General features: G+C 59.2%; 13 protein-coding genes. 9 read left to right on the top strand and 4 right to left on the bottom strand.

Annotated elements, in window-relative coordinates; all coding sequences use genetic code 11:
• Window positions 1-267 precede the first annotated feature (267 nt).
• On the top strand, window positions 268-1,851 hold the full coding sequence (locus KK102_RS10545) for a TerC family protein (protein ID WP_126546211.1): 1,584 nt from the start codon (window positions 268-270) through the stop codon (window positions 1,849-1,851).
• 90 nt (window positions 1,852-1,941) lie between these two features.
• Here KK102_RS10545 and asmA read toward each other — a convergent pair whose 3' ends face one another.
• The 3 genes from asmA to udk all read right to left on the bottom strand — a co-directional run bounded on the left by asmA (window position 1,942) and on the right by udk (window position 5,129).
• Window positions 1,942-3,792, bottom strand: a complete 1,851-nt coding sequence (asmA, locus tag KK102_RS10540; RefSeq protein ID WP_216357539.1) for an outer membrane assembly protein AsmA — start codon at window positions 3,790-3,792, stop codon at window positions 1,942-1,944.
• A gap of 22 nt (window positions 3,793-3,814) precedes the next feature.
• Window positions 3,815-4,396: a dCTP deaminase gene (gene dcd, locus KK102_RS10535; RefSeq protein WP_006176323.1), complete on the bottom strand. Its 582-nt coding sequence runs from the start codon at window positions 4,394-4,396 to the stop codon at window positions 3,815-3,817.
• A gap of 91 nt (window positions 4,397-4,487) precedes the next feature.
• Window positions 4,488-5,129 (bottom strand): uridine kinase, encoded by a 642-nt coding sequence (gene udk / locus KK102_RS10530; protein ID WP_010431898.1) that lies wholly within the window; start codon window positions 5,127-5,129, stop codon window positions 4,488-4,490.
• A 343-nt stretch (window positions 5,130-5,472) separates the two neighbouring features.
• On the opposite strand from udk, the gene KK102_RS10525 reads away from it, so the two are divergent.
• Window positions 5,473-8,802: a diguanylate cyclase gene (locus KK102_RS10525; protein ID WP_216357538.1), complete on the top strand. Its 3,330-nt coding sequence runs from the start codon at window positions 5,473-5,475 to the stop codon at window positions 8,800-8,802.
• Here KK102_RS10525 and alkA read toward each other — a convergent pair.
• Entirely contained in the window at window positions 8,767-9,639 is an 873-nt protein-coding gene (gene alkA, locus KK102_RS10520; protein ID WP_126546208.1) for a DNA-3-methyladenine glycosylase 2, read from the bottom strand. The two genes, KK102_RS10525 and alkA, sit on opposite strands and share 36 nt — an antisense overlap.
• A gap of 130 nt (window positions 9,640-9,769) precedes the next feature.
• On the opposite strand from alkA, the gene yegD reads away from it, so the two are divergent.
• The 7 genes from yegD to baeR all read left to right on the top strand — a co-directional run bounded on the left by yegD (window position 9,770) and on the right by baeR (window position 22,268).
• Window positions 9,770-11,122 (top strand): molecular chaperone, encoded by a 1,353-nt coding sequence (yegD, locus tag KK102_RS10515; protein WP_216357537.1) that lies wholly within the window; start codon window positions 9,770-9,772, stop codon window positions 11,120-11,122.
• A 208-nt stretch (window positions 11,123-11,330) separates the two neighbouring features.
• Entirely contained in the window at window positions 11,331-12,533 is a 1,203-nt protein-coding gene (locus KK102_RS10510) for an MdtA/MuxA family multidrug efflux RND transporter periplasmic adaptor subunit (protein ID WP_216357536.1), read from the top strand.
• Window positions 12,533-15,655 carry an MdtB/MuxB family multidrug efflux RND transporter permease subunit gene (locus tag KK102_RS10505; protein WP_216357535.1) on the top strand — a complete coding sequence of 1,041 codons (3,123 nt, stop codon included), beginning with the start codon at window positions 12,533-12,535 and terminating at the stop codon, window positions 15,653-15,655. Before KK102_RS10510 ends, KK102_RS10505 begins: the two co-directional genes overlap by 1 nt.
• Window positions 15,656-18,733 (top strand): multidrug efflux RND transporter permease subunit MdtC, encoded by a 3,078-nt coding sequence (gene mdtC / locus KK102_RS10500; protein WP_216357534.1) that lies wholly within the window; start codon window positions 15,656-15,658, stop codon window positions 18,731-18,733.
• Window positions 18,734-20,149 carry an MFS transporter gene (mdtD, locus tag KK102_RS10495; protein ID WP_216357533.1) on the top strand — a complete coding sequence of 472 codons (1,416 nt, stop codon included), beginning with the start codon at window positions 18,734-18,736 and terminating at the stop codon, window positions 20,147-20,149.
• On the top strand, window positions 20,146-21,549 hold the full coding sequence (baeS, locus tag KK102_RS10490) for an envelope stress sensor histidine kinase BaeS (RefSeq protein ID WP_216357532.1): 1,404 nt from the start codon (window positions 20,146-20,148) through the stop codon (window positions 21,547-21,549). Before mdtD ends, baeS begins: the two co-directional genes overlap by 4 nt.
• Entirely contained in the window at window positions 21,546-22,268 is a 723-nt protein-coding gene (gene baeR / locus KK102_RS10485; RefSeq protein ID WP_120157855.1) for an envelope stress response regulator BaeR, read from the top strand. The genes baeS and baeR overlap by 4 nt, the downstream gene beginning before the upstream one ends.
• Window positions 22,269-22,290: the final 22 nt, after the last annotated feature.

Below are 22,290 nucleotides of genomic sequence, written 5' to 3'. Positions count from 1 at the left end.
GATTAATATTAAGAGCAAAGTTTTGAGGTTTTAGGATTTTCTTTATATTGACAAAATATGCGTTAAAACCATTTATTGCGATATATCCTAAATATGAACCAGTGTAATTAAATCTTCTCCATTACCTTATTTACACGGCTCATTTTTTCACTCGTTTTATCCTCTCTTCTATTAAGAGAAATCTCAGCCCGGCATTGCAATTTCGGCCAGCTTTATCCATGATCGAAGTGTGACATTGCTCATGTAACTTAAGGTATTGCGATTACTATGGAATGGATTGCCGATCCATCAATCTGGGCCGGGCTGGTTACGCTGGTCGTCATCGAATTAGTGCTCGGTATTGATAATCTGGTCTTTATCGCCATCCTCGCCGAAAAGCTGCCCCCCGCGCAGCGCGACCGTGCGCGCGTTACGGGTTTGCTGCTGGCGATGGTGATGCGTTTGCTGCTGCTGGCCTCAATCTCCTGGCTGGTTACCCTCACCACACCGCTGTTTACGCTCTACGGCCTGAGCTTCAGCGCGCGTGACCTGATCATGCTTTTTGGCGGGTTGTTCCTTCTTTTCAAAGCCACGGTTGAACTCAATGAGCGGCTCGAAGGGAAAGACAGCGAGAGCCCCACGCAGCGGCGCGGCGCAAAATTCTGGCCGGTGGTGGCACAAATTGTGGTGCTCGACGCCGTTTTCTCCCTGGACTCCGTCATCACCGCCGTCGGCATGGTCGATCACCTCGCGGTGATGATGGCCGCCGTGATCGTCGCCATCACGCTGATGGTAATGGCCAGTAAAGCGCTCACGCGGTTTGTGAACAGCCACCCGACCATCGTGATCCTGTGTCTGAGCTTCCTGCTGATGATTGGTTTCAGCCTGGTCGCCGACGGATTTGGTTTCCACATTCCAAAAGGCTACCTGTACGCGGCGATTGGCTTCTCGGTCATGATCGAATCGCTCAACCAGCTGGCAATCTTTAACCGTCGCCGCTTTCTCTCAGCAAATCAGACGCTGCGCCAGCGCACCGCCGATACGGTAATGCGCCTGCTGAGCGGGCGAAAAGAGGATGCCGAGCTGGACGCCGAATCCTCTGCAATGCTGGCCGATCACAGCGACGGGGAGATCTTCGATCCGCAGGAACGACGGATGATTGAGCGGGTGCTTAACCTGAACCAGCGCTCCGTCAGCAGCATCATGACCTCGCGTCACGATATCGAGCATATCGATCTGACGGCGCCGGAAGAGCAAATACGCGCCCTGCTGGATAAAAACCAGCACACCCGGGTCGTGGTGACGGGCGGTGAAGAGGAAGAGGAGCTGCTGGGCGTGGTGCACGTCATTGACCTGCTACAGCAGCAGCTGCACGGCGAGCCGCTTAATCTACGCGTGCTGGTGCGCCAGCCGCTGGTGTTCCCGGAGGGACTGCCGTTGCTCTCCGCGCTTGAGCAGTTCCGTAACGCGCGTACCCACTTCGCCTTTGTGGTGGATGAATTCGGGTCCGTCGAGGGGCTGGTGACGTTGAGCGACGTGATGGAAACCATCGCCGGTAATCTGCCGAATGAGGTGGATGAAATCGATGCGCGCCATGACATTCAGAAAAACGCAGACGGTACGTGGACGGCCAACGGCCATATGCCGCTGGAGGACCTGGTGCAGTTTGTGCCGTTGCCGCTGGATGACAAACGGGAGTATCACACCATTGCGGGTCTGCTGATGGAGTATTTACAGCGAATCCCGCAGCCGGGGGAAGAGGTTCAGGTGGGAGACTATCTGCTGAAAACGCTGCAAATTGAAAACCATCGCGTGCAGAAAGTGCAGCTCATTCCACTACGGGATGAGGAAGAAATGGATTTTGAGGTGTAAAAAAGCCGGGTGGCGCTTCGTTTACCCGGCCTACGGTGTCTGGCTTTTGTAGGCCGGGTAAGGCGTAGCCGCCACCCGGCACCACGGGCATCACAGCTTATCTAACAGCTTCTTCACGTCCCTGCCGGTTTGGGAATCTTTATTGCGGTCCGCCCAGCTATTCAGCCGACGTTTTGCTTCGTCCTGCAGATGCTTACGCAAGATCTGATCGACCTGCAGGCTGTAATTCAGCGCCTGCCATTTACCGTAAACGTTCAGCGGGATCGGCGTCTCCTTCAGGAAATTGATAAGCTCGCCTTCGCCTTCCCATCCGGAAAGTACACGAACGTTAAACCGCGTATCCGCCGTCTCTTTCACTAAATCCAGCTTGCCCTCGCCCGTCAGCGACAGCAGAGAAGATGCTCCCTGCATCTCGTCCAGGGACAGCTTTCCGTTATCCAGGGTCAGCTCACTGGTAAAGTTATCGAGACGCGTTGCGCTATCGTAGTTTTCCTGCGCTTTGACATTGCTGCTGCGCTCTACCGCCTGTTGCACCAGCTGCTGGAAGTTGAGGCCTTCCATACGGGTGTCTTTCAGATCAACGTGCGCCTGACCCTGCCAGTCGCGGCGGAATGACTCCGCGTCAATCTTCGTGCCGGAGAAATCCCCCGCCAGCGTCAGCTGCCCCGTGAGGTCAATTGGATAATTGAAGGCTTTGAGGATCGCGCCGATCTCAATGTTTTCAAGGCGTGGCTGGAATTCGGCGCTGGCCACGTCTTTGCGCACGTCCAGCGTACCCGGCAGCGATATGTGCCCCGCCCCCATCTTGCCGCTGAGTTCAGAGATCACCAGCAGGCCATTATGGTTGAACATCTGGCTGCTGACGTCAGTGAAATCAATACCGCGCCAGCGTACGCTGTTGGCTTTCAGCAGTATGTCGGCGGTAAATCCGCGCAGACCGTTGTAGTTGGGCTGATCGAGATTCGAGGAGATCACCGGACGCGGTTTCGCGGCCTGGCTTTGCCCTGTCTGTGCAACATCGCCGTCAGCCGCAGCGTTCGGCTGCGGTGGCAGCAGGTTTTCCAGGTTCAGCTTGTCGAACTGCAGGTCAAAAACCCATTTCGGCTTTTCAGCCAGAGAGACGCTCGCCTGCCCTTTCAGGGTACTGTCGTTGGCCTGCAAATTGAGCGAGTTTAGCTCCAGCTGCTTGTTTTCTTCATGCCAGACGGCCTGCAGCGTGCCCTGACCGGTAATCCCTGCCGTCGGCAGGTCTGCACCCGTCAGCTGCCAGTTCAGCTGCTGGACATCCGCCGTCAGAAGATGGGGATAGTCCGAGGCATTCACGTTAGCGTTCATAGAGAGGTTCAAATCGCGCTGATCGCGGTTGACCCGCCCGGAGAACTCCACGGTGGCGATATGGTTGGCGTCCTGCTCCATCCTGAGGTTGATGTTGCGCACGGTGACCTGTTCGTCACCTTCATGCTGGAAGACCAGCACGCTGTCAGCCACTTTCAGGTTACCAATATCGAACGACCAGCCGGTATCAGACGGCTCGTCCGGCAGGGTATTTTCGCGTGGGGCGACCGGAGCATCCGCTTTACGCACCGCCTCGGTTTGAGGAGTAAGCTGGATCACCGCCCCTTTCAGCATCACCTGGTCAACCTGAAGCTGATGCGAGAAGAGCGGGAACAGCGCCACATCAAGGCGCATATTGTCTGCCGACACCAGCGGCTGAGACGCCCCTGGCGCGGTTAACGACATACGACCCGAGAGAATGCTGAGTTGCGGCCAGACGTGCCAGCGCAGCGGCCCGTCCAGCTTCAGTTCATACCCGCTGCGAGCCTCGACCTGCCGTACCATATAAGCACGGAAATCATTGGGGTTAACCAGCAGCACCAACGCAGAAAGGCCAGCCACCAGCACCACCAGCAAAATCATCAGCGTTGTCAGAACTCTTCTCATGGCATCCTCAGTGAACGAACAATCAGTCTTTATCAATACGACTGGCAACCGCACCCTGCTGGTCGCGATATTTCGCGTCCTGACGGCGGTTGTAAGGACGATCTGCCGGGCCGGTCAGCGGCTCAAAGCTCAACGCGCCAATCATCATGCCCGGGCGCAGCGCCAGAGGCAATTTACCGGCGTTGAAGAACTCCAGCACGATGCGGCCAGACCAGCCGGGATCGATACGGTGAGCGGTAACGTGAACCATCAGGCCCAGACGCGCCAGCGAAGAGCGGCCATCAAGCCAGCCCACCAGATCGGCAGGCAGCGTCACCGACTCAAAGGTCACTGCCAGCGCCAGCTCACCGGGATGCAGATAAAACGCCTCGCCCTCATCAAGGACGATTTCGTCACTCATCACGCGATCGAGCGCGGCGCTGACTTCATCTTTCGGCCCGCTGAGATCGATAAACGGTGCCGTGTGGCCGCTGAAGGTGCGGAATTTATTCCCCAGGCGCACGTCAACGGTGACACCGTTAATGCGCTCTACCGGCGGACGCGGGGTGATAGACAGACGGCCTTCATCCAGCCAGGCTTCTATATCGCGGTCACAAAGACGCATGGCACTTTCTCCTTTCGTGCATCGTGCCCCGCAACCGTAGGGTCACAGGGCAAAACCAGGTTATCTCTGAACGGTACACAATTCGCGCGGCTTATTCAAAAAACTGGCTGATTTTCGCTTTTAAGATATCAATAGCAATACGGTTTTTACCGCCGCGAGGCACGATAATATCGGCGTATTGCTTGGATGGCTCGATAAATTGCAGGAACATTGGACGCACGGTTTTCTGGTATTGCGCCATGACGGAGTCCATGGAACGACCGCGTTCGTTAACGTCGCGCTTGATGCGGCGCATCAGACAGATATCCAGCGGCGTATCGACGAAAATGGAGAAATTCATCGACTCACGCAGACGGGCATCCGTCAGCAGCAGGATGCCCTCAAGGATAATGACTTTTTTCGGTTCAATGTGAACCGTTTCCTGCGTGCGGGTGTGCTCTACGTAGCTGTAGACCGGCAGCTCAATGGCCGTACCGTTTTTAAGCGACTGAAGATGCTGGAACAACAGGCTGTGATCCATCGCACTGGGGTGGTCGTAGTTGGTTTTGACGCGCTCTTCCATCGAAAGATGGGATTGGTCTTTGTAATAGCTGTCTTCGGGAATGACGCCGATGTGCTCATCACCGACTTGTTCACGCAATTCGCGATAAAGCGTACTGGCAATTAGACTCTTACCTGAAGCCGATGCGCCGGCGATGCCTATGATGACGCACTGATGAGACTTATCAGTCATAAATTTAGCGACCTGATTAACCTGGATGTTAAGGAAGGACGACGCCGGAGCGTCAAACGCGGCAATTATAGGGATTTCGCGGGCGTGATACCAGTCGAAAGCGCAGGTTATGCGAGACTGCCTGAAAAGTGTCTTTTTACTCCCTGAGTGAAATTTTAACGACTGCTTTTTCGGCGTTCACCCGGAATTTTTCCCGGAGTAACTATTTAATAAGTCTATGATGTCAAAATCTGAGCTGTCAGCATATGATTTGTAAATTGTTTGTACTAGCATAAACGAAATTAATCCTTTCACGCGCCCGGACCTCGCTCCTGACGGCATGGCGTCCCTGGATAGAGCGGTAATGAATAAACAATACCAACGGGTTTTGGTTACCACCCCACATCCTTTATTACGACTTGTCTGCCTGGGCCTGGTCACCTTCATTTTTACCCTATTTTCACTCGAACTGACCCGCTTTGGTACGCTGCTGGCACCGCTGTGGTTCCCAACGTCCATCATGATGGTGGCCTTTTATCGCCACGCCGGGAAAATGTGGCCGGGCATTGCGTTGGCCTGTTCGTTGGGCAATATTCTGGCCTCGTGGATGCTGTTCTCATGGGGATCCCTCAACCTCGTCTATACCTTTGTGAATATTATCGAGGCGTGCGTTGGGGCGTTACTGTTACGCAAACTGCTCCCCTGGTACAACCCGCTGCAGAACCTGAACGACTGGATCCGCCTGGCCGTGGGCAGTGCGTTGATCCCGCCTCTTGTGGGCGGAGTACTGGTTTATTTACTGATACCGAACACTGACCCCCTGCGTAATTTCCTCATCTGGGTGTTGTCGGAATCCATCGGCGCGCTGGCGCTGGTGCCATTGGGGCTGCTGTTTAAACCACACTACCTGCTGCGTCACCGTAACCCGAAACTGCTGCTGGAAACGCTGGTGACGACGGTGATAACCCTGGTGCTCTGTTGGGCGGCGATCACCTGGCTCCCGTGGCCTTTTACCTGCGTCATCGTCCTGCTGATGTGGAGCGCCGTTCGCCTGCCGCGGATGGAAGCCTATCTGGTATTTTTAGCCACTACCATGATGGTCTCCCTGATGATGGCGAGAAACCCGGCGTCCATAACGCCGCAGAATGTTATGGTTGCGTTCAATGCGCCCTGGCTCCCCTTCCTGATGATGCTGCTGCCCGCCAACGTCATGACCATGGTGATGTACGCGTTTCGCGCCGAACGCAAGCACATTACCGAAAGCGAAGAGCGTTTTCGTAATGCGATGGAGTATTCCGCCATCGGTATGGCGCTGGTGGGGATCGAAGGCCAGTGGCTGCAGGCCAACAAAGCGTTGTGCAATTTCCTTGGCTATAGCCAGACGGAGCTTCAGTCCCTCACCTTCCAGCAGTTGACCTGGCCTGAGGATTTGAACACCGATCTGGAGCAACTTGAGCAGCTGGTAAGCGGCGAAATCAATACCTACACGCTGGAGAAACGCTATTACACCCGCAGCGGCGAGGTTGTCTGGGCGCTGCTCGCCGTCTCCGTTGTTCGTCATGCTGACGGCACGCCGCTCTATTTTATCGCCCAGATTGAAGACATTAACGACCTGAAACAAACCGAGTGGGTCAACAAACGCCTGATGGAGCGCATTACGCTCGCCAACGAAGCGGGCGGGATTGGCATCTGGGAGTGGGATCTGGAGCCGGATATCATCAGCTGGGACAAGCGGATGTTCGAACTTTACGAAATCCCGCCGCACATCAAACCGACCTGGCAGCTCTGGCATGACGCCATGGTGCCAGAAGACCGTGAGCACGCCGAAAAAGTGCTGCGCGATTCATTAATCGCTAGGCTGCCGTTCAAGCTTGAGTTTCGCATTCGTGTGAAGGACGGCATTCGCCACATTCGTTCGCTGGCCAATCGGGTGCTGAACAAGCAGGGCGAGGTGGAACGCCTGCTCGGCATCAATATGGACATGACCGAGGTGAAGCAGCTTAACGAAGCGCTGTTCCAGGAAAAGGAGCGTCTGCATATTACGCTCGACTCCATCGGCGAAGCGGTGATCTGTACCGATATCGACATGAACGTCACCTTTATGAACCCGGTCGCCGAGAAGATGAGCGGCTGGCCGCAAACCGAAGCCATCGGGCAACCGATCCTGCGCGTGCTGCACATTACCTTTGGCGAGAATGGACCGTTGATGGAGAACATCCACAGCGGCGATATGTCACGGTCAGATATCGAACAGGACGTGGTGCTCAACTGCCGCAACGGCGGGTGCTTCGACATTCACTACAGCATCACGCCATTAAGTACCCTTGACGGGCACAATATTGGCTCCGTCCTGGTGATTCAGGACGTAACCGAGTCGCGCAAAATGCTGCGCCAGCTGAGCTATAGCGCCTCCCATGATGCGCTCACCCGGCTCGCAAACCGCGTCAGTTTCGAGAACCATCTCAAACGCCTGCTGCAAACGGTGCAGGAGACGCACCAGCGTCATGCGCTGGTCTTTATCGATCTCGATCGCTTCAAAGCCGTTAACGATACGGCAGGCCATGCCGCGGGCGACGCCCTCCTGCGGGAACTTTCATCCCTCATGCTGACCATGCTGCGCTCCAGCGACGTTCTGGCGCGGCTGGGCGGAGATGAGTTTGGTCTCCTGCTGCCGGACTGCAATCTCGAAAGCGCGCGCTATATCGCGGGACGGCTGATTAACACCATCAATAACTATCACTTCACGTGGGAAGGTCGTCTGCACCGGATCGGCGCCAGCGCGGGTATCACGCTGATTGATGAGAGTAACCATCAGGCGGCGGAAGTGATGTCTCAGGCAGATATCGCCTGCTATGCCTCAAAAAACAGCGGACGTGGCGTGGTCACGCTCTACGAGCCACAGCAGGAGCGGATCCACAGCAACCGCAGCATGATGTCACTGGACGAGCAGTGGCATATGATCAAAGACAATCATCTGATGATGATAGCCCGCAGCGTGGCCTCTCCGCGCATTCCGGAAAGCGCCAGCTTCTGGCTGCTGTCGCTCCGCCTGTGGACCAGCCAGGGTGAAATGCTGGAGGAGCATGCCTTCCGCTCAGGTCTGGCAGAGCCTGAACTGCTGCACGCCCTCGACAGGCGGATCTTCAACGAGTTCTTCCGTACCTTTGCCGCGCCCGTCGCCGCAAAAGGCATGGGCGTTGCCCTGCCGCTGTCGGAAGCCGGATTAGCCAGCGTCACGCTGGTGGATGAACTGCTCGATTTGCTTGAGAAAGGCCCGCTGCCCGGCCGTCTGCTGCATCTGGTTATTCCGGTTGGCGTGGTGCGCAGCCCGGATGAAAACGCGCAGCGCAGTTTGCAAAAACTCCGCCATGCGGGCTGCCGCGTGGTGTTAAGCCATGTTGGACGCGATATGAATGACCTTAACGGCCTGAACACCAACATGGCCGATTATCTGATGCTGGATCCCGACGTGATTAACAACGTTCACGGCAATTTGATGGACGAAATGATGGTGACCATTATCCAGGGGCACGCCCAGCGTCTGGGGATGAAAACTCTCGCAGGCCCCTGTCATCAGCCGATCGTCATGGATACGCTTTCAGGCATTGGTATCGACTTCATTTACGGCGATACCATCGCTGAAGCGCAGCCGCTGGAGCTACTGCTGAACACCAGTTACTTCGCCATCAATTAAGGGTGACCAGCCGTCGGTATACCAGATGTGCAACAGCGCATAGGATCGCCACGGCTGCCAGCGTTCGGCATAGCGACGAATTTGCGCGGGCGTCATGCCGGCGAAGCGCTGCTTAATCAGATAATCATCCGGCAGAAAGACATCCTTCGCCTGCCAGCCGCGCAGGGCCAGATAGTTTGCCGTCCAGCGCCCTATCCCGGGCCTCTGCTGTAGCGCCTTCATTCCGGCCTCAATATCCGCGGGCGGGGAAAGCGGAAACGTCCCCTCGCTCGCCGACTGCGCCAGATAAATCAACGACTCCGCGCGCTTTACCGGCATGCCTAAGGCTTTCAGCGACATCGGGTCCGCGGCCGCCAGCGCGTCCGGCGTGGGGAAACAGAGATAGCCCGGACAATCCGCCACCGGTTCGCCGCACAGCGCCACCACCCGCGACGTCAGTTTCGCCGCCATCGCCACGCTCACCAGCTGCCCGAGAATGGCCCGAACGCCCTGTTCGTAGGCATCCACGGCCCCCGGCAAACGCAAGCCCGGCCGCGCGGCACCGAGATCGCCCAGCGTGTCCGCAATATGTTGCGGGTTACAGGCGAGATCGAACAGCCGCGCAATACGTTCAAGACAGGTCTGCGCAACCGGGATTAAGCCGGGACTGAGCGTCACGACCAGCGTATGGGCTGCGGTATCCGGCGTCACGCGAAAGACACCCCGATGGCCACCGCAGGCGAAACTGCGCTCGTAGTAGTCGCTCGTGACGGTTTCAACGCCCGTTACCGCACGCGCGCCAAGAAAGCTAAACATCCACTGCCAGTCGTAAGGGGGTTGCCAGGTCAGGGTGTACATCGTCTCTCCTTTTGGGTTCCCCACAGCATAAACGGAAAGCGCTTGTTTCGCCTTGCTTTCATATTCCTGTTGTCGCCATGAAGACATTTCGTTAAAGTCTCGCCCCTTCTCACTGGCATGGGGATTCATCGTGTTTATTGGATTCGACTACGGTACGGCAAACTGCTCGGTTGCGATTATGCAAAACGGACAGCCGCAGCTCCTGAAAATGGAGAAAGAGAGCACGCTGCTGCCGTCAATGCTCTGCGCACCAACGCGCGAAGCGGTCAGCGAATGGCTGTTCCGCCATCATCAGGTCCCCGCTACCGCAGCGGAAACCCAGGCGCTGCTGCGCCGTGCGGTCAGCTTTAACCGTGAGGAAGACATCGACGTTACGCCGTCCAGCGTGCAGTTCGGCCTCTCTTCGCTCGGTCACTATATTGAAGATCCGGAAGAGGTTTACTTCGTCAAATCACCGAAATCCTTCCTGGGTGCCAGCGGCCTGAAGCCGCAGCAGGTGGCGATGTTTGAAGATCTGGTGTGCGCCATGATGCTTCACATCAGAAATCAGGCGCAGGCCCAGGTACAGGATGCCATCACCCAGGCGGTGATTGGTCGCCCGATTAACTTCCAGGGGCTGGGCGGCGACGAGGCCAACCAGCAGGCGCAGGGGATCCTTGAGCGTGCGGCGCACCGCGCGGGCTTCCGCGACGTGGTGTTCCAGTATGAGCCGGTTGCCGCGGGGCTGGATTTTGAAGCCACGCTGACGGAAGAAAAACGCGTCTTAGTCGTGGATATCGGTGGGGGCACAACCGACTGCTCGCTGCTGCTGATGGGACCGCAGTGGCATAACCGTCGTGACCGTGAAAATAGCCTGCTGGGGCACAGCGGGTGCCGCGTAGGCGGTAACGATCTGGATATCGCGCTGGCATTCAAGAGCCTGATGCCGCTGCTCGGCATGGGCGGTCAAACGGAAAAAGGCATCGCCCTGCCGATCCTGCCGTGGTGGAACGCGATTGCCATTAACGACGTGCCTGCGCAAAGTGATTTTTACAGCACCGCGAACGGCCGCTTCCTGAACGATCTGGTGCGCGACGCGCAGGACGCCGAAAAAGTCGCGCTGCTGTATAAAGTGTGGCGTCAGCGCCTGAGCTATCGCGTGGTGCGTACTGCGGAAGAGAGTAAAATTGCGCTTTCCGACCGCGCAGAACATGCGGTCTCGCTGCCGTTTATCAGCGACGAACTCGCTACGGCGATTTCGCAGGACGGGCTGGAAACCGCACTTGCTCAGCCGCTGCAGCGCATTCTGGAACAGGTGCAGCTGGCGCTGGATAACGGCAAAGAGAAGCCGGACGTTATCTACCTGACCGGGGGCAGCGCCCGTTCACCGCTGATTAAGAAAGCGCTGGCGGAACAGCTGCCGGGCATTCCGATTGCCGGTGGGGATGACTTTGGCTCCGTCACCGCAGGGCTGGCGCGCTGGGCGCAGGTGATGTTTAGTTAATGTCGTTGCGCCGGGTGGCGGCTTCGCCTTACCCGGCCTACAAAACCCTCGGGTGTAGGCCGGGTAAGCGAAGCGCCACCCGGCTAAAAAGAGCACCACACTCAGACCATTCCTGACAGTCTTCCATATTTCCTCCATTTTTCCGCTGTGTTACCTGACTAAACTAGTATCATTCCCCGAAAGAGTTTCAGGATGAGAACGTATAACGATGAAAGGCAGTAACAAATCCCGCTGGGCAATCGCCGCTGGCATCATTGTGGTGGTCCTTGCCGCCGCCTGGTACTGGCACAGCCAATCCGCTAACGCCCCTGCACCCGCCGGTGCCACGAGCGCGTCGCAGGGCCCAGCCGCCGGAGGCCGTCGCGGTATGCGCGGCGGTGCGCTGGCGCCGGTACAGGCGGCAACGGCGGTGAACAAGGCCGTTCCTCGCTATCTTACCGGCCTCGGGACCATTACTGCCGCCAACACCGTGACGGTGCGCAGCCGCGTCGACGGCCAGCTGATGGCCATTCACTTCCAGGAAGGGCAGCAGGTCAAAGCCGGTGATTTACTGGCGGAAATCGACCCGAGCCAGTTCAAGGTTGCCCTCGCCCAGGCGCAGGGCCAGCTCGCGAAGGACAAAGCTACCCTCGCCAACGCTCGCCGCGATTTGGCGCGCTACCAGCAGCTGGTGAAAACCAACCTCGTGTCACGTCAGGAGCTGGACACCCAGCAGTCGCTGGTCAGCGAAACGCAGGGCACCCTCAAAGCCGACGAAGCCGCCGTCGCCAGCGCACAGCTGCAGCTGGACTGGAGCCGCATTACCGCGCCGATTGACGGACGCGTGGGCCTGAAGCAGGTCGATATCGGCAACCAGATCTCCAGCGGCGACACCACGGGCATCGTCGTCATCACCCAGACCCACCCTATCGATTTGGTCTTTACCCTGCCGGAAAGCGAAATTGCCACCGTGGTGCAGGCGCAGAAAGCCGGAAAGGGGCTGGTCGTGGAAGCCTGGGACCGCACCAACAAGCAGAAGCTGAGCGAAGGTACTCTGCTCAGCCTGGATAACCAGATCGACACAACGACCGGCACCATCAAGCTGAAGGCGCGCTTTAACAACCAGGACGATGCCCTCTTCCCGAACCAGTTCGTCAACGCGCGAATGCTGGTTGCGACCGAAGAGAACGCGGTGGTGATCCCAACGGCCGCGCTGCAGATGGGTAACGAAGGTAACTTCGTCTGGGTACTGAACAGCGACAATAAAGTCAGTAAACATCTGGTGAAAACCGGGATTCAGGACAGCCAGACGGTGGTGATCGCCGCCGGGCTTTCCGCCGGCGACCGCGTGGTGACAGACGGCATCGACCGCCTGACCGAAGGGGCGAAAGTGGAAGTGGTTGAACCGGCGAAACAGGGAGCGAAAGCCTGATGCAGGTAATGCCACCAGGCTCTACAGGTGGGCCTTCACGCCTGTTTATTTTGCGACCTGTCGCCACCACGCTGTTGATGGTGGCGATCCTGCTGGCCGGGATTATCGGTTACCGCTTCTTGCCCGTGTCGGCGCTGCCGGAAGTGGATTATCCCACCATTCAGGTGGTAACGCTCTATCCGGGCGCCAGCCCGGACGTGGTGACGTCCGCCATTACCGCGCCGCTGGAGCGCCAGTTTGGGCAGATGTCTGGCCTGAAGCAGATGTCCTCGCAAAGCTCCGGTGGGGCGTCCGTCGTGACGCTGCAGTTCCAGCTGACGCTGTCGCTTGACGTTGCCGAGCAGGAGGTGCAGGCCGCCATCAACGCCGCCACCAACCTGCTGCCGTCGGACCTGCCTAATCCGCCGGTCTACAGCAAAGTAAACCCGGCGGATCCGCCGATCATGACGCTCGCCGTCACCTCCTCCGCCATGCCGATGACGCAGGTGGAAGACATGGTTGAAACACGCGTGGCGCAGAAAATTTCGCAGGTCTCGGGCGTGGGCCTCGTTACGCTGGCAGGCGGCCAGCGCCCGGCCGTCCGCGTGAAGCTGAACGCGCAGGCCATTGCCGCGCTGGGCCTGACCAGCGAAACCATCCGCACCGCCATCAGCAATGCTAACGTCAACTCGGCGAAAGGTTCGCTGGACGGTCCAACCCGCGCCGTGACGCTTTCCGCCAACGACCAGATGCAGTCTGCCGATGAATACCGTCAGCTCATTGTGGCCTACCAGAACGGCGCGCCGATCCGTCTGGGCGACGTGGCGACCGTTGAGCAAGGGGCGGAAAACAGCTGGCTGGGGGCGTGGGCCAACAGGCAGCAGGCGATCGTGATGAACGTGCAGCGCCAGCCTGGCGCGAACATCATCGACACCGCCGACAGCATTCGCACCATGCTGCCGCAGCTGATCGAAAGCCTGCCGAAATCGGTCAGCGTGAAGGTCCTTTCCGACCGTACCACCAACATTCGCGCGTCGGTCACCGACACCCAGTTCGAGCTGATGCTGGCGATTGCGCTGGTCGTCATGATCATCTACCTGTTCCTGCGCAACGTCCCGGCAACCATTATCCCCGCCGTCGCCGTGCCGCTCTCGCTGGTCGGCACCTTTGCGGTGATGGTGTTCCTCGATTTTTCGATCAACAACCTGACGCTGATGGCGCTGACCATTGCCACCGGGTTCGTGGTGGATGACGCCATCGTCGTTATCGAGAACATTTCGCGCTATATCGAAAAAGGTGAGAAGCCCTTATCCGCCGCGCTGAAGGGCGCGGGCGAAATCGGCTTTACCATTATCTCGCTGACCTTCTCGCTGATTGCGGTGCTGATCCCGCTGCTGTTTATGGGCGATATCGTCGGACGTCTGTTCCGCGAGTTTGCCGTGACGCTGGCGGTCGCCATTTTGATCTCCGCCGTGGTCTCGCTGACCCTGACGCCGATGATGTGCGCCCGCATGCTGAGCCACGCGTCCCTGCGCAAACAAAACCGCTTCTCGCGCGCCTCCGAGCGCATGTTTGACCGGATCATTGCCGCCTACGGTCGCGTGCTGGCGAAAGTCCTGAACCATCCGTGGGCAACGCTCGGCGTGGCGCTGGGTACCCTGGCGCTCAGCGTAATGCTGTGGATTTTCATTCCGAAAGGCTTCTTCCCGATCCAGGACAACGGCATTATTCAGGGCACGCTGCAGGCCCCGCAGTCGGTCTCGTTCGCCAGTATGGCGCAGCGCCAGCAGCAGGTCTCTGAAATCATTATGAAGGACCCGGCGGTGGAGAGCCTGACCGCCTACGTGGGGGTGGATGGTACCAATCCGTCGCTCAACAGCGCGCGCCTGCAGATCAACCTCAAGCCGCTGGACGACCGAGACGACCGCGTTAACGCCGTCATTGAGCGTCTGCAAAACGCCGTCGCGCGAGTGCCGGGCATCGAGCTTTACCTGCAGCCCATTCAGGATTTAACTATTGATACCCAGGTCAGCCGCACGCAGTATCAGTTTACGCTACAGGCCACCACGCTGGATGCCCTCAGCACCTGGGTGCCGCAGCTGGTGGAAAAACTGAAAGCGCTGCCGCAGCTCTCCGACGTCAGCAGCGACTGGCAGGATAAAGGGCTGGCGGCGTACGTGAACGTCAACCGCGACACCGCCAGCCGTCTGGGCATTACCATGGCGGACGTGGACAACGCGCTCTATAACGCCTTTGGTCAGCGCCTGATTTCCACCATCTACACCCAGGCGAACCAGTATCGCGTGGTGCTGGAGCACAACACGGATAACACGCCGGGCCTCGCCGCGCTGGACTCGGTGCGCCTGACCAGTAAAGACGGCGGTATCGTGCCGTTAAGCGCCATTGCCAGCGTGGAGGAGCGCTATACCCCGCTGTCGATCAACCACCTGGATCAGTTCCCGTCCACCACCATTTCGTTTAACGTGCCGGACGGATACTCGCTGGGCGAAGCGGTAGAGTCCATTCTGAGCGCAGAAAAAGAACTCAACTTTCCGTCCGATATTCAGACCCAGTTCCAGGGGAGCACGCTGGCGTTCCAGGCCGCGCTGGGCAACACCGTCTGGCTGATTGTCGCGGCGGTGGTCGCGATGTACATCGTGCTCGGCGTGCTTTATGAGAGCTTTATTCACCCGATCACCATCCTCTCTACCCTGCCAACCGCAGGCGTGGGGGCGCTGCTGGCGCTGATGCTGGCGGGCAGCGAGCTGGACGTCATAGCCATCATCGGCATTATCCTGCTTATCGGTATTGTGAAGAAAAACGCCATCATGATGATCGACTTCGCCCTTGCCGCCGAGCGCGAGCAGGGGATGTCGCCGCGCGATGCCATCTTCCAGGCCTGTCTGCTGCGTTTTCGTCCGATCCTGATGACAACCCTCGCCGCCCTGCTGGGCGCGCTGCCGCTGATGCTCAGCACCGGCGTCGGTGCTGAGCTGCGCCGACCGCTGGGGATCGGTATGGTTGGCGGTCTGCTGGTCAGCCAGGTGCTGACGCTCTTTACCACGCCGGTGATCTACCTGCTGTTTGACCGCCTGGCGCTGTGGGCGAAAAGCCGCTTCCCGAAACGTGAAGAGGAGGCGTAAGTGAAGTTTTTCGCCCTCTTCATTTACCGCCCGGTGGCGACAATTTTACTCTCCGTCGCCATCACCCTGTGCGGCGTGCTCGGCTTCCGGCTGCTGCCGGTGGCGCCCCTGCCGCAGGTGGATTTCCCGGTGATCATGGTCAGCGCCTCGCTGCCGGGTGCCTCACCGGAAACCATGGCCTCGTCGGTCGCCACGCCGCTCGAGCGTTCGCTCGGGCGGATTGCCGGGGTCAACGAGATGACCTCCAGCAGCTCGCTGGGCAGCACGCGCATTATTCTGGAATTCAGCTTCGACCGGGATATTAACGGTGCCGCCCGCGACGTGCAGGCGGCGATCAACGCCGCACAAAGCCTGCTCCCGAGCGGCATGCCGAGCCGACCGACCTATCGTAAAGCCAACCCGTCCGACGCGCCGATCATGATCCTGACGCTCACCTCGGACACCTACTCGCAGGGTCAACTGTACGACTTCGCCTCTACGCAGCTGGCGCAGACCATCGCCCAGATTGACGGCGTGGGTGACGTTGACGTCGGCGGCAGCTCCCTGCCCGCCGTGCGCGTGGGGCTGAACCCGCAGGCGCTGTTTAATCAGGGCGTGTCGCTGGACGACGTGCGTTCCGCCATCAGCAACGCCAACGTGCGCAAACCGCAGGGGGCGATTGAGGACGGCAGCCACCGCTGGCAGCTCCAGACCAATGACGAGCTGAAAACCGCCGCGGAATACCAGCCGCTGATTATTCACTACAACAACGGCGCGGCGGTGCGCTTGAGCGACGTTGCCAGCGTCACCGATTCGGTGCAGGACGTGCGTAACGCCGGGATGACCAACGCCAAACCGGCGATCCTGCTGATGATCCGCAAGCTGCCGGAAGCCAACATCATCCAGACGGTCAACAGCATCCGCGAACGCTTGCCGGAGCTGCAGGAGACCATTCCGGCGGCCATCGATCTGCAGATTGCGCAGGATCGCTCCCCAACCATTCGCGCCTCGCTTGAAGAGGTGGAGCAGACGCTGATCATCTCCGTGGCGCTGGTGATCCTGGTGGTGTTCCTGTTCCTGCGCTCCGGCCGTGCGACGCTGATCCCGGCGGTGGCGGTGCCGGTCTCGCTGATTGGCACCTTTGCCGCCATGTACCTGTGCGGCTTTAGCCTTAATAACCTGTCGCTGATGGCGCTGACGATTGCCACCGGCTTCGTGGTGGATGACGCCATCGTGGTGCTGGAGAATATCTCCCGCCATCTGGAAGCGGGCGTGAAGCCGCTGCAGGCGGCGCTGCAAGGGACGCGCGAGGTCGGTTTCACCGTGCTCTCCATGAGCCTGTCGCTGGTGGCGGTGTTCCTTCCGCTGTTGCTGATGGGCGGGCTGCCGGGACGACTGCTGCGGGAGTTTGCCGTCACGCTTTCGGTCGCCATAGGTATCTCGCTGGCGATTTCGCTGACGCTCACGCCGATGATGTGCGGCTGGATGCTCAAGCGCAGCAAGCCGCATTCGCAGCCGCGCCGTAAAGGCTTTGGCCGTGTTCTGATGGCGATGCAGGAAGGGTACGGTAGATCGCTGAAGTGGGTGCTAAACCATACGCGGCTGGTCGGGCTGGTACTTATCGCCACCATTGGCCTGAACGTCTGGATGTATATCACCATCCCGAAAACCTTCTTTCCGGAGCAGGATACCGGCGTGCTGATGGGCGGTATTCAGGCCGACCAGAGCATTTCGTTCCAGGCGATGCGCGGCAAGCTGCAGGACTTTATGAAGATCATCCGTGAAGATCCGGCGGTAGATAACGTCACCGGCTTTACCGGCGGATCGCGCGTTAACAGCGGGATGATGTTTATTACCCTCAAGCCCCGCGACGAGCGTAATCTTACCGCGCAGCAGGTGATTGACCGCCTGCGCGTGAAGCTCGCCAAAGAGCCGGGGGCGAACCTGTTTTTGATGGCCGTTCAGGATATCCGCGTCGGCGGTCGTCAGGCCAACGCCAGCTATCAGTACACTCTGCTCTCGGATGATTTAGCCGCCCTGCGCGAGTGGGAGCCGAAGATCCGTAAAGCGCTGGCCGCCCTGCCGGCGCTGGCGGACGTCAACTCGGATCAGCAGGACAACGGCGCGGAGATGGCGCTCACCTACGACCGCGAAACCATGTCGCGGCTGGGCATTGACGTGGCAGCGGCTAACAGCCTGCTGAACAACGCTTTTGGTCAGCGCGAGATTTCTACCATCTATCAGCCGATGAATCAGTACAAGGTGGTGATGGAGGTTGACCCGCGCTACACCCAGGACATCAGCGCGCTGGACAAGATGTTTGTCATCAACAGCGACGGCAAGGCCATCCCGCTGTCGTACTTCGCCAGCTGGCAGCCGTCAAATGCGCCGCTGTCGGTTAACCATCAGGGCCTTTCGGCGGCCTCGACCATTTCGTTTAACCTGCCAACCGGCTCGTCGCTCTCAGAGGCCAGCGATGCTATCAACCGCGCCATGACGCAGCTTGGCGTGCCGTCCACCGTGCGCGGCAGCTTTGCCGGCACGGCGCAGGTGTTCCAGGAGACGATGAACTCGCAGGTGATTTTGATTCTGGCGGCGATTGCTACGGTTTATATTGTGCTGGGCGTGCTGTATGAGAGCTACGTTCACCCGCTGACCATTCTCTCGACGCTACCGTCGGCGGGCGTGGGGGCGCTGCTGGCGCTGGAATTGTTCGGCGCGCCGTTCAGCCTCATCGCGCTCATCGGGATCATGCTGTTAATCGGTATTGTGAAGAAAAACGCCATCATGATGGTCGACTTCGCGCTGGACGCCCAGCGCAACGGCAACCTCTCGCCGGAAGAGGCGATCTTCCAGGCCTGCCTGCTGCGCTTCCGCCCGATCATGATGACCACCCTGGCAGCGCTGTTTGGCGCGCTGCCGCTGGTGATATCGGGTGGAGACGGTTCAGAACTGCGTCAGCCGTTGGGGATCACCATCGTCGGCGGCCTGGTAATGAGCCAGCTGCTGACGCTGTACACCACGCCGGTGGTCTATCTGTTCTTTGACCGCCTGCGGCTGCGCTTTTCACGTAAAAAGAGAACCACGGTGACCGAGTAAATGACCGACCTCCCCAACAACGTTCGCTGGCAGCTGTGGATAGTCGCGTTCGGCTTCTTTATGCAGTCGCTGGATACGACCATCGTTAATACGGCCCTCCCCTCGATGGCGAAAAGCCTGGGAGAGAGCCCGCTACACATGCATATGGTGATTGTCTCCTACGTGCTGACGGTCGCGGTCATGCTGCCTGCCAGCGGCTGGCTGGCGGACAAAGTGGGCGTGCGCAATATCTTTTTTACCGCCATCGTGCTGTTTACCACCGGATCGCTGTTTTGCGCCCAGGCCAACACCCTCGACCAGCTGGTGATGGCGCGGGTGCTGCAGGGCGTTGGTGGCGCGATGATGGTGCCGGTCGGGCGGCTAACGGTGATGAAGATTGTGCCGCGCGAACAGTATATGGCGGCGATGACCTTTGTGACGTTACCCGGCCAGGTGGGGCCGCTGCTGGGCCCCGCGCTCGGCGGGATTCTGGTGGAGTACGCCTCCTGGCACTGGATTTTCTTAATCAACCTGCCGGTGGGCATCATCGGCGCCATCGCCACCCTGACGCTGATGCCGAACTACAAAATGCAGACGCGGCGCTTTGATTTCTTCGGCTTTATCCTGCTGGCGGCGGGCATGGCAACGCTCACGCTGGCGCTCGACGGGCACAAAGGGCTGGGCATTTCGTCCCTGACGCTGGGAATGCTGGTCGCTATCGGCATCACCGCCATTCTGTGGTATCTGTGGCATGCTCGCGAGAATGACAAGGCGCTGTTCAGCCTGAATCTGTTTAAAAACCCCACCTACCGCCTTGGCCTGTTCGGCAGCTTCGCCGGGCGTATTGGCAGCGGGATGCTGCCGTTTATGACGCCGGTTTTCCTGCAAATCGGGATGGGATTTTCGCCGTTCCATGCGGGCCTGATGATGATCCCGATGGTCCTCGGCAGCATGGGCATGAAGCGCATCGTGGTGCAGGTGGTGAACCGCTTTGGCTACCGCCGCGTTCTGGTCGCCGCCACGCTGGGGCTGGCGCTGGTGAGCCTGCTGTTTATGGCCGTGGCGCTGATGGGCTGGTATTACGTCCTGCCGCTGGTGCTGTTCTGCCAGGGGATCATCAACTCCATGCGCTTCTCGTCGATGAACACCCTGACGCTGAAAGACCTGCCGGACGAGCTGGCGAGCAGCGGCAACAGCCTGCTGTCGATGATCATGCAGCTCTCCATGAGCGTCGGCGTGACCATTGCGGGCCTGCTGCTCGGCATGTACGGACAGCACCATCTCAGCGTGGATACGCCCGTTGCGCATCAGGTCTTTTTATATACCTATCTCAGCATGGCGGTGATTATCGCCCTGCCCGCCGTCATCTTCGCCAGAGTCCCGAATGACACCACAAAGAACGTCGTGATCCGACGCGGCAAAAGGAGTGCACCATGAAATTCTGGCGTCCGGGTATTACCGGCAAACTCTTTGTGGCGATTTTTGCCACCTGTATCGTCCTGCTGATCACCATGCACTGGGCGGTGCGGGTCAGCTTTGAGCGCGGTTTTATCGACTACATCAAGCACGGCAACGAACAGCGCCTGCAGGGGTTAAGCGATGCGCTGGGCGAGCAGTATACGCAGCATGGCAACTGGCGGTTCCTGCGCAATAATGACCGATTTATCTTCCAGATCCTGCGCTCCCTGGAGCACGATAATGACGACGACCGCCCGGGCCCGGGCATGCCGCCGCACGGCTGGCGCACCCAGTTTTGGGTGATAGACCAGGACATGCGCACGCTGGTTGGGCCGCGCGCACCGATACCGCCGGACGGCACGCGGCGCGCCATCACGGCTAACGGCGCCACGGTGGGCTGGGTGATCGCCTCGCCGGTTGAACGCCTGACGCGCAATACCGATATTAACTTTGACCGCCAGCAGCGTCAGACCAGCTGGCTGATTGTCGCCCTGTCGACGCTGCTCGCCGCGCTCGCCACCTTCCCGCTGGCGCGCGGCCTGCTGGCCCCGGTTAAGCGGCTGGTGGAAGGCACACACAGGCTGGCCGCCGGGGACTTTACCACCCGCGTCGACACCCGCAGTCAGGACGAGCTGGGCAAGCTGGCGCAGGACTTTAACCAGCTCGCCAGCACGCTGGAGAAGAACCAGCAGATGCGCCGCGACTTTATGGCCGATATTTCGCACGAGCTGCGCACCCCGCTGGCGGTGCTGCGCGGCGAGCTGGAGGCGATTCAGGACGGCGTGCGTCAGTTTACGCCCGAGTCCGTTGCCTCGCTGCAGGCGGAAGTGGGCACGCTGACCAAGCTGGTGGACGACCTCCACCAGCTCTCCATGTCCGACGAAGGCGCGCTGGCCTACCAGAAAGCGCCGGTCGACGTGATTAACATTCTGGAAGTGATCAGCGGCGCCTTCCGCGAGCGCTTTGCCAGCCGCAACCTGAAAATCGACCTCTCCCTGCCGGACAGCGCGGTGGTGTTTGGCGATAAAGACAGGCTGATGCAGCTGTTCAACAACCTGCTGGAAAACAGCCTGCGCTACACCGACAGCGGCGGCGGGCTGCATATTTCCGGCAGACAGGAAAACGGACGCTTCGCCCTCACCTTCGCGGATTCCGCCCCCGGCGTGCAGGATGCGCAGCTGGAGAGACTGTTTGAGCGGTTCTATCGCACTGAAGGATCGCGCAACCGCGCCAGCGGCGGCTCCGGGCTTGGGCTGGCGATTTGCCTCAACATCGTCGAGGCCCACAACGGCACCCTCCGCGCCGCCCATTCGCCTTTTGGCGGGGTTAGCATTACAGTAGAGTTACCTCTGGAACGGGATTTATCGAGAGAAGCATGACCGAGTTACCGATTGACGAAAACACGCCACGCATTTTGATTGTGGAAGACGAGCCTAAGCTTGGGCAGTTACTGATCGACTATTTACGCGCGGCCAGCTATGCCCCGTCGCTGATTAACCATGGCGATCGGGTGTTGCCCTACGTGCGCCAGACGCCGCCGGACCTGATCCTGCTTGACCTGATGCTGCCGGGTACTGACGGCCTGACCCTGTGCCGCGAAATTCGTCGTTTCTCTGACGTGCCCATCGTGATGGTGACCGCCAAAATAGAAGAAATCGACCGCCTGCTGGGACTTGAAATCGGCGCTGACGATTACATCTGCAAGCCCTACAGCCCGCGTGAAGTGGTCGCCCGCGTGAAAACCATTCTGCGCCGCTGCAGGCCGCAGCGCGAGCTTCAGGTGCTCGACGCCGAAAGCCCGCTGATTGTCGACGAAAGCCGCTTCCAGGCGAGCTGGCGCAGCAAGCTGCTGGACCTGACGCCTGCGGAGTTCCGCCTGCTGAAAACCCTCTCCCACGAGCCGGGAAAAGTGTTCTCCCGCGAGCAGCTGCTGAACCACCTGTATGACGATTACCGCGTCGTGACCGACCGCACCATCGACAGCCACATCAAAAACCTGCGCCGCAAGCTGGAGGCGCTGGATGCCGACCAGTCGTTCATTCGCGCGGTGTATGGCGTGGGGTATCGCTGGGAAGCGGATGCCTGCAGAATTGTGTAACAAAATTCTCCCCTCACCCCGG

This window comes from Enterobacter quasimori (assembly GCF_018597345.1).
Lineage (GTDB): Bacteria > Pseudomonadota > Gammaproteobacteria > Enterobacterales > Enterobacteriaceae > Enterobacter > Enterobacter mori.
This window is presented reverse-complemented; position numbering and strand designations above follow the sequence as displayed.

Coding starts and splice junctions, on each gene's coding strand:
- KK102_RS10545 (WP_126546211.1), top strand. CDS start 268: ATGGAATGGATTGCCGATCCATCAATCTGGGCCGGGCTGGTTACGCTG.
- asmA (WP_216357539.1), bottom strand. CDS start 3,792: ATGAGAAGAGTTCTGACAACGCTGATGATTTTGCTGGTGGTGCTGGTG.
- dcd (WP_006176323.1), bottom strand. CDS start 4,396: ATGCGTCTTTGTGACCGCGATATAGAAGCCTGGCTGGATGAAGGCCGT.
- udk (WP_010431898.1), bottom strand. CDS start 5,129: ATGACTGATAAGTCTCATCAGTGCGTCATCATAGGCATCGCCGGCGCA.
- KK102_RS10525 (WP_216357538.1), top strand. CDS start 5,473: ATGAATAAACAATACCAACGGGTTTTGGTTACCACCCCACATCCTTTA.
- alkA (WP_126546208.1), bottom strand. CDS start 9,639: ATGTACACCCTGACCTGGCAACCCCCTTACGACTGGCAGTGGATGTTT.
- KK102_RS10510 (WP_216357536.1), top strand. CDS start 11,331: ATGAAAGGCAGTAACAAATCCCGCTGGGCAATCGCCGCTGGCATCATT.
- KK102_RS10505 (WP_216357535.1), top strand. CDS start 12,533: ATGCAGGTAATGCCACCAGGCTCTACAGGTGGGCCTTCACGCCTGTTT.
- mdtD (WP_216357533.1), top strand. CDS start 18,734: ATGACCGACCTCCCCAACAACGTTCGCTGGCAGCTGTGGATAGTCGCG.
- baeS (WP_216357532.1), top strand. CDS start 20,146: ATGAAATTCTGGCGTCCGGGTATTACCGGCAAACTCTTTGTGGCGATT.
- baeR (WP_120157855.1), top strand. CDS start 21,546: ATGACCGAGTTACCGATTGACGAAAACACGCCACGCATTTTGATTGTG.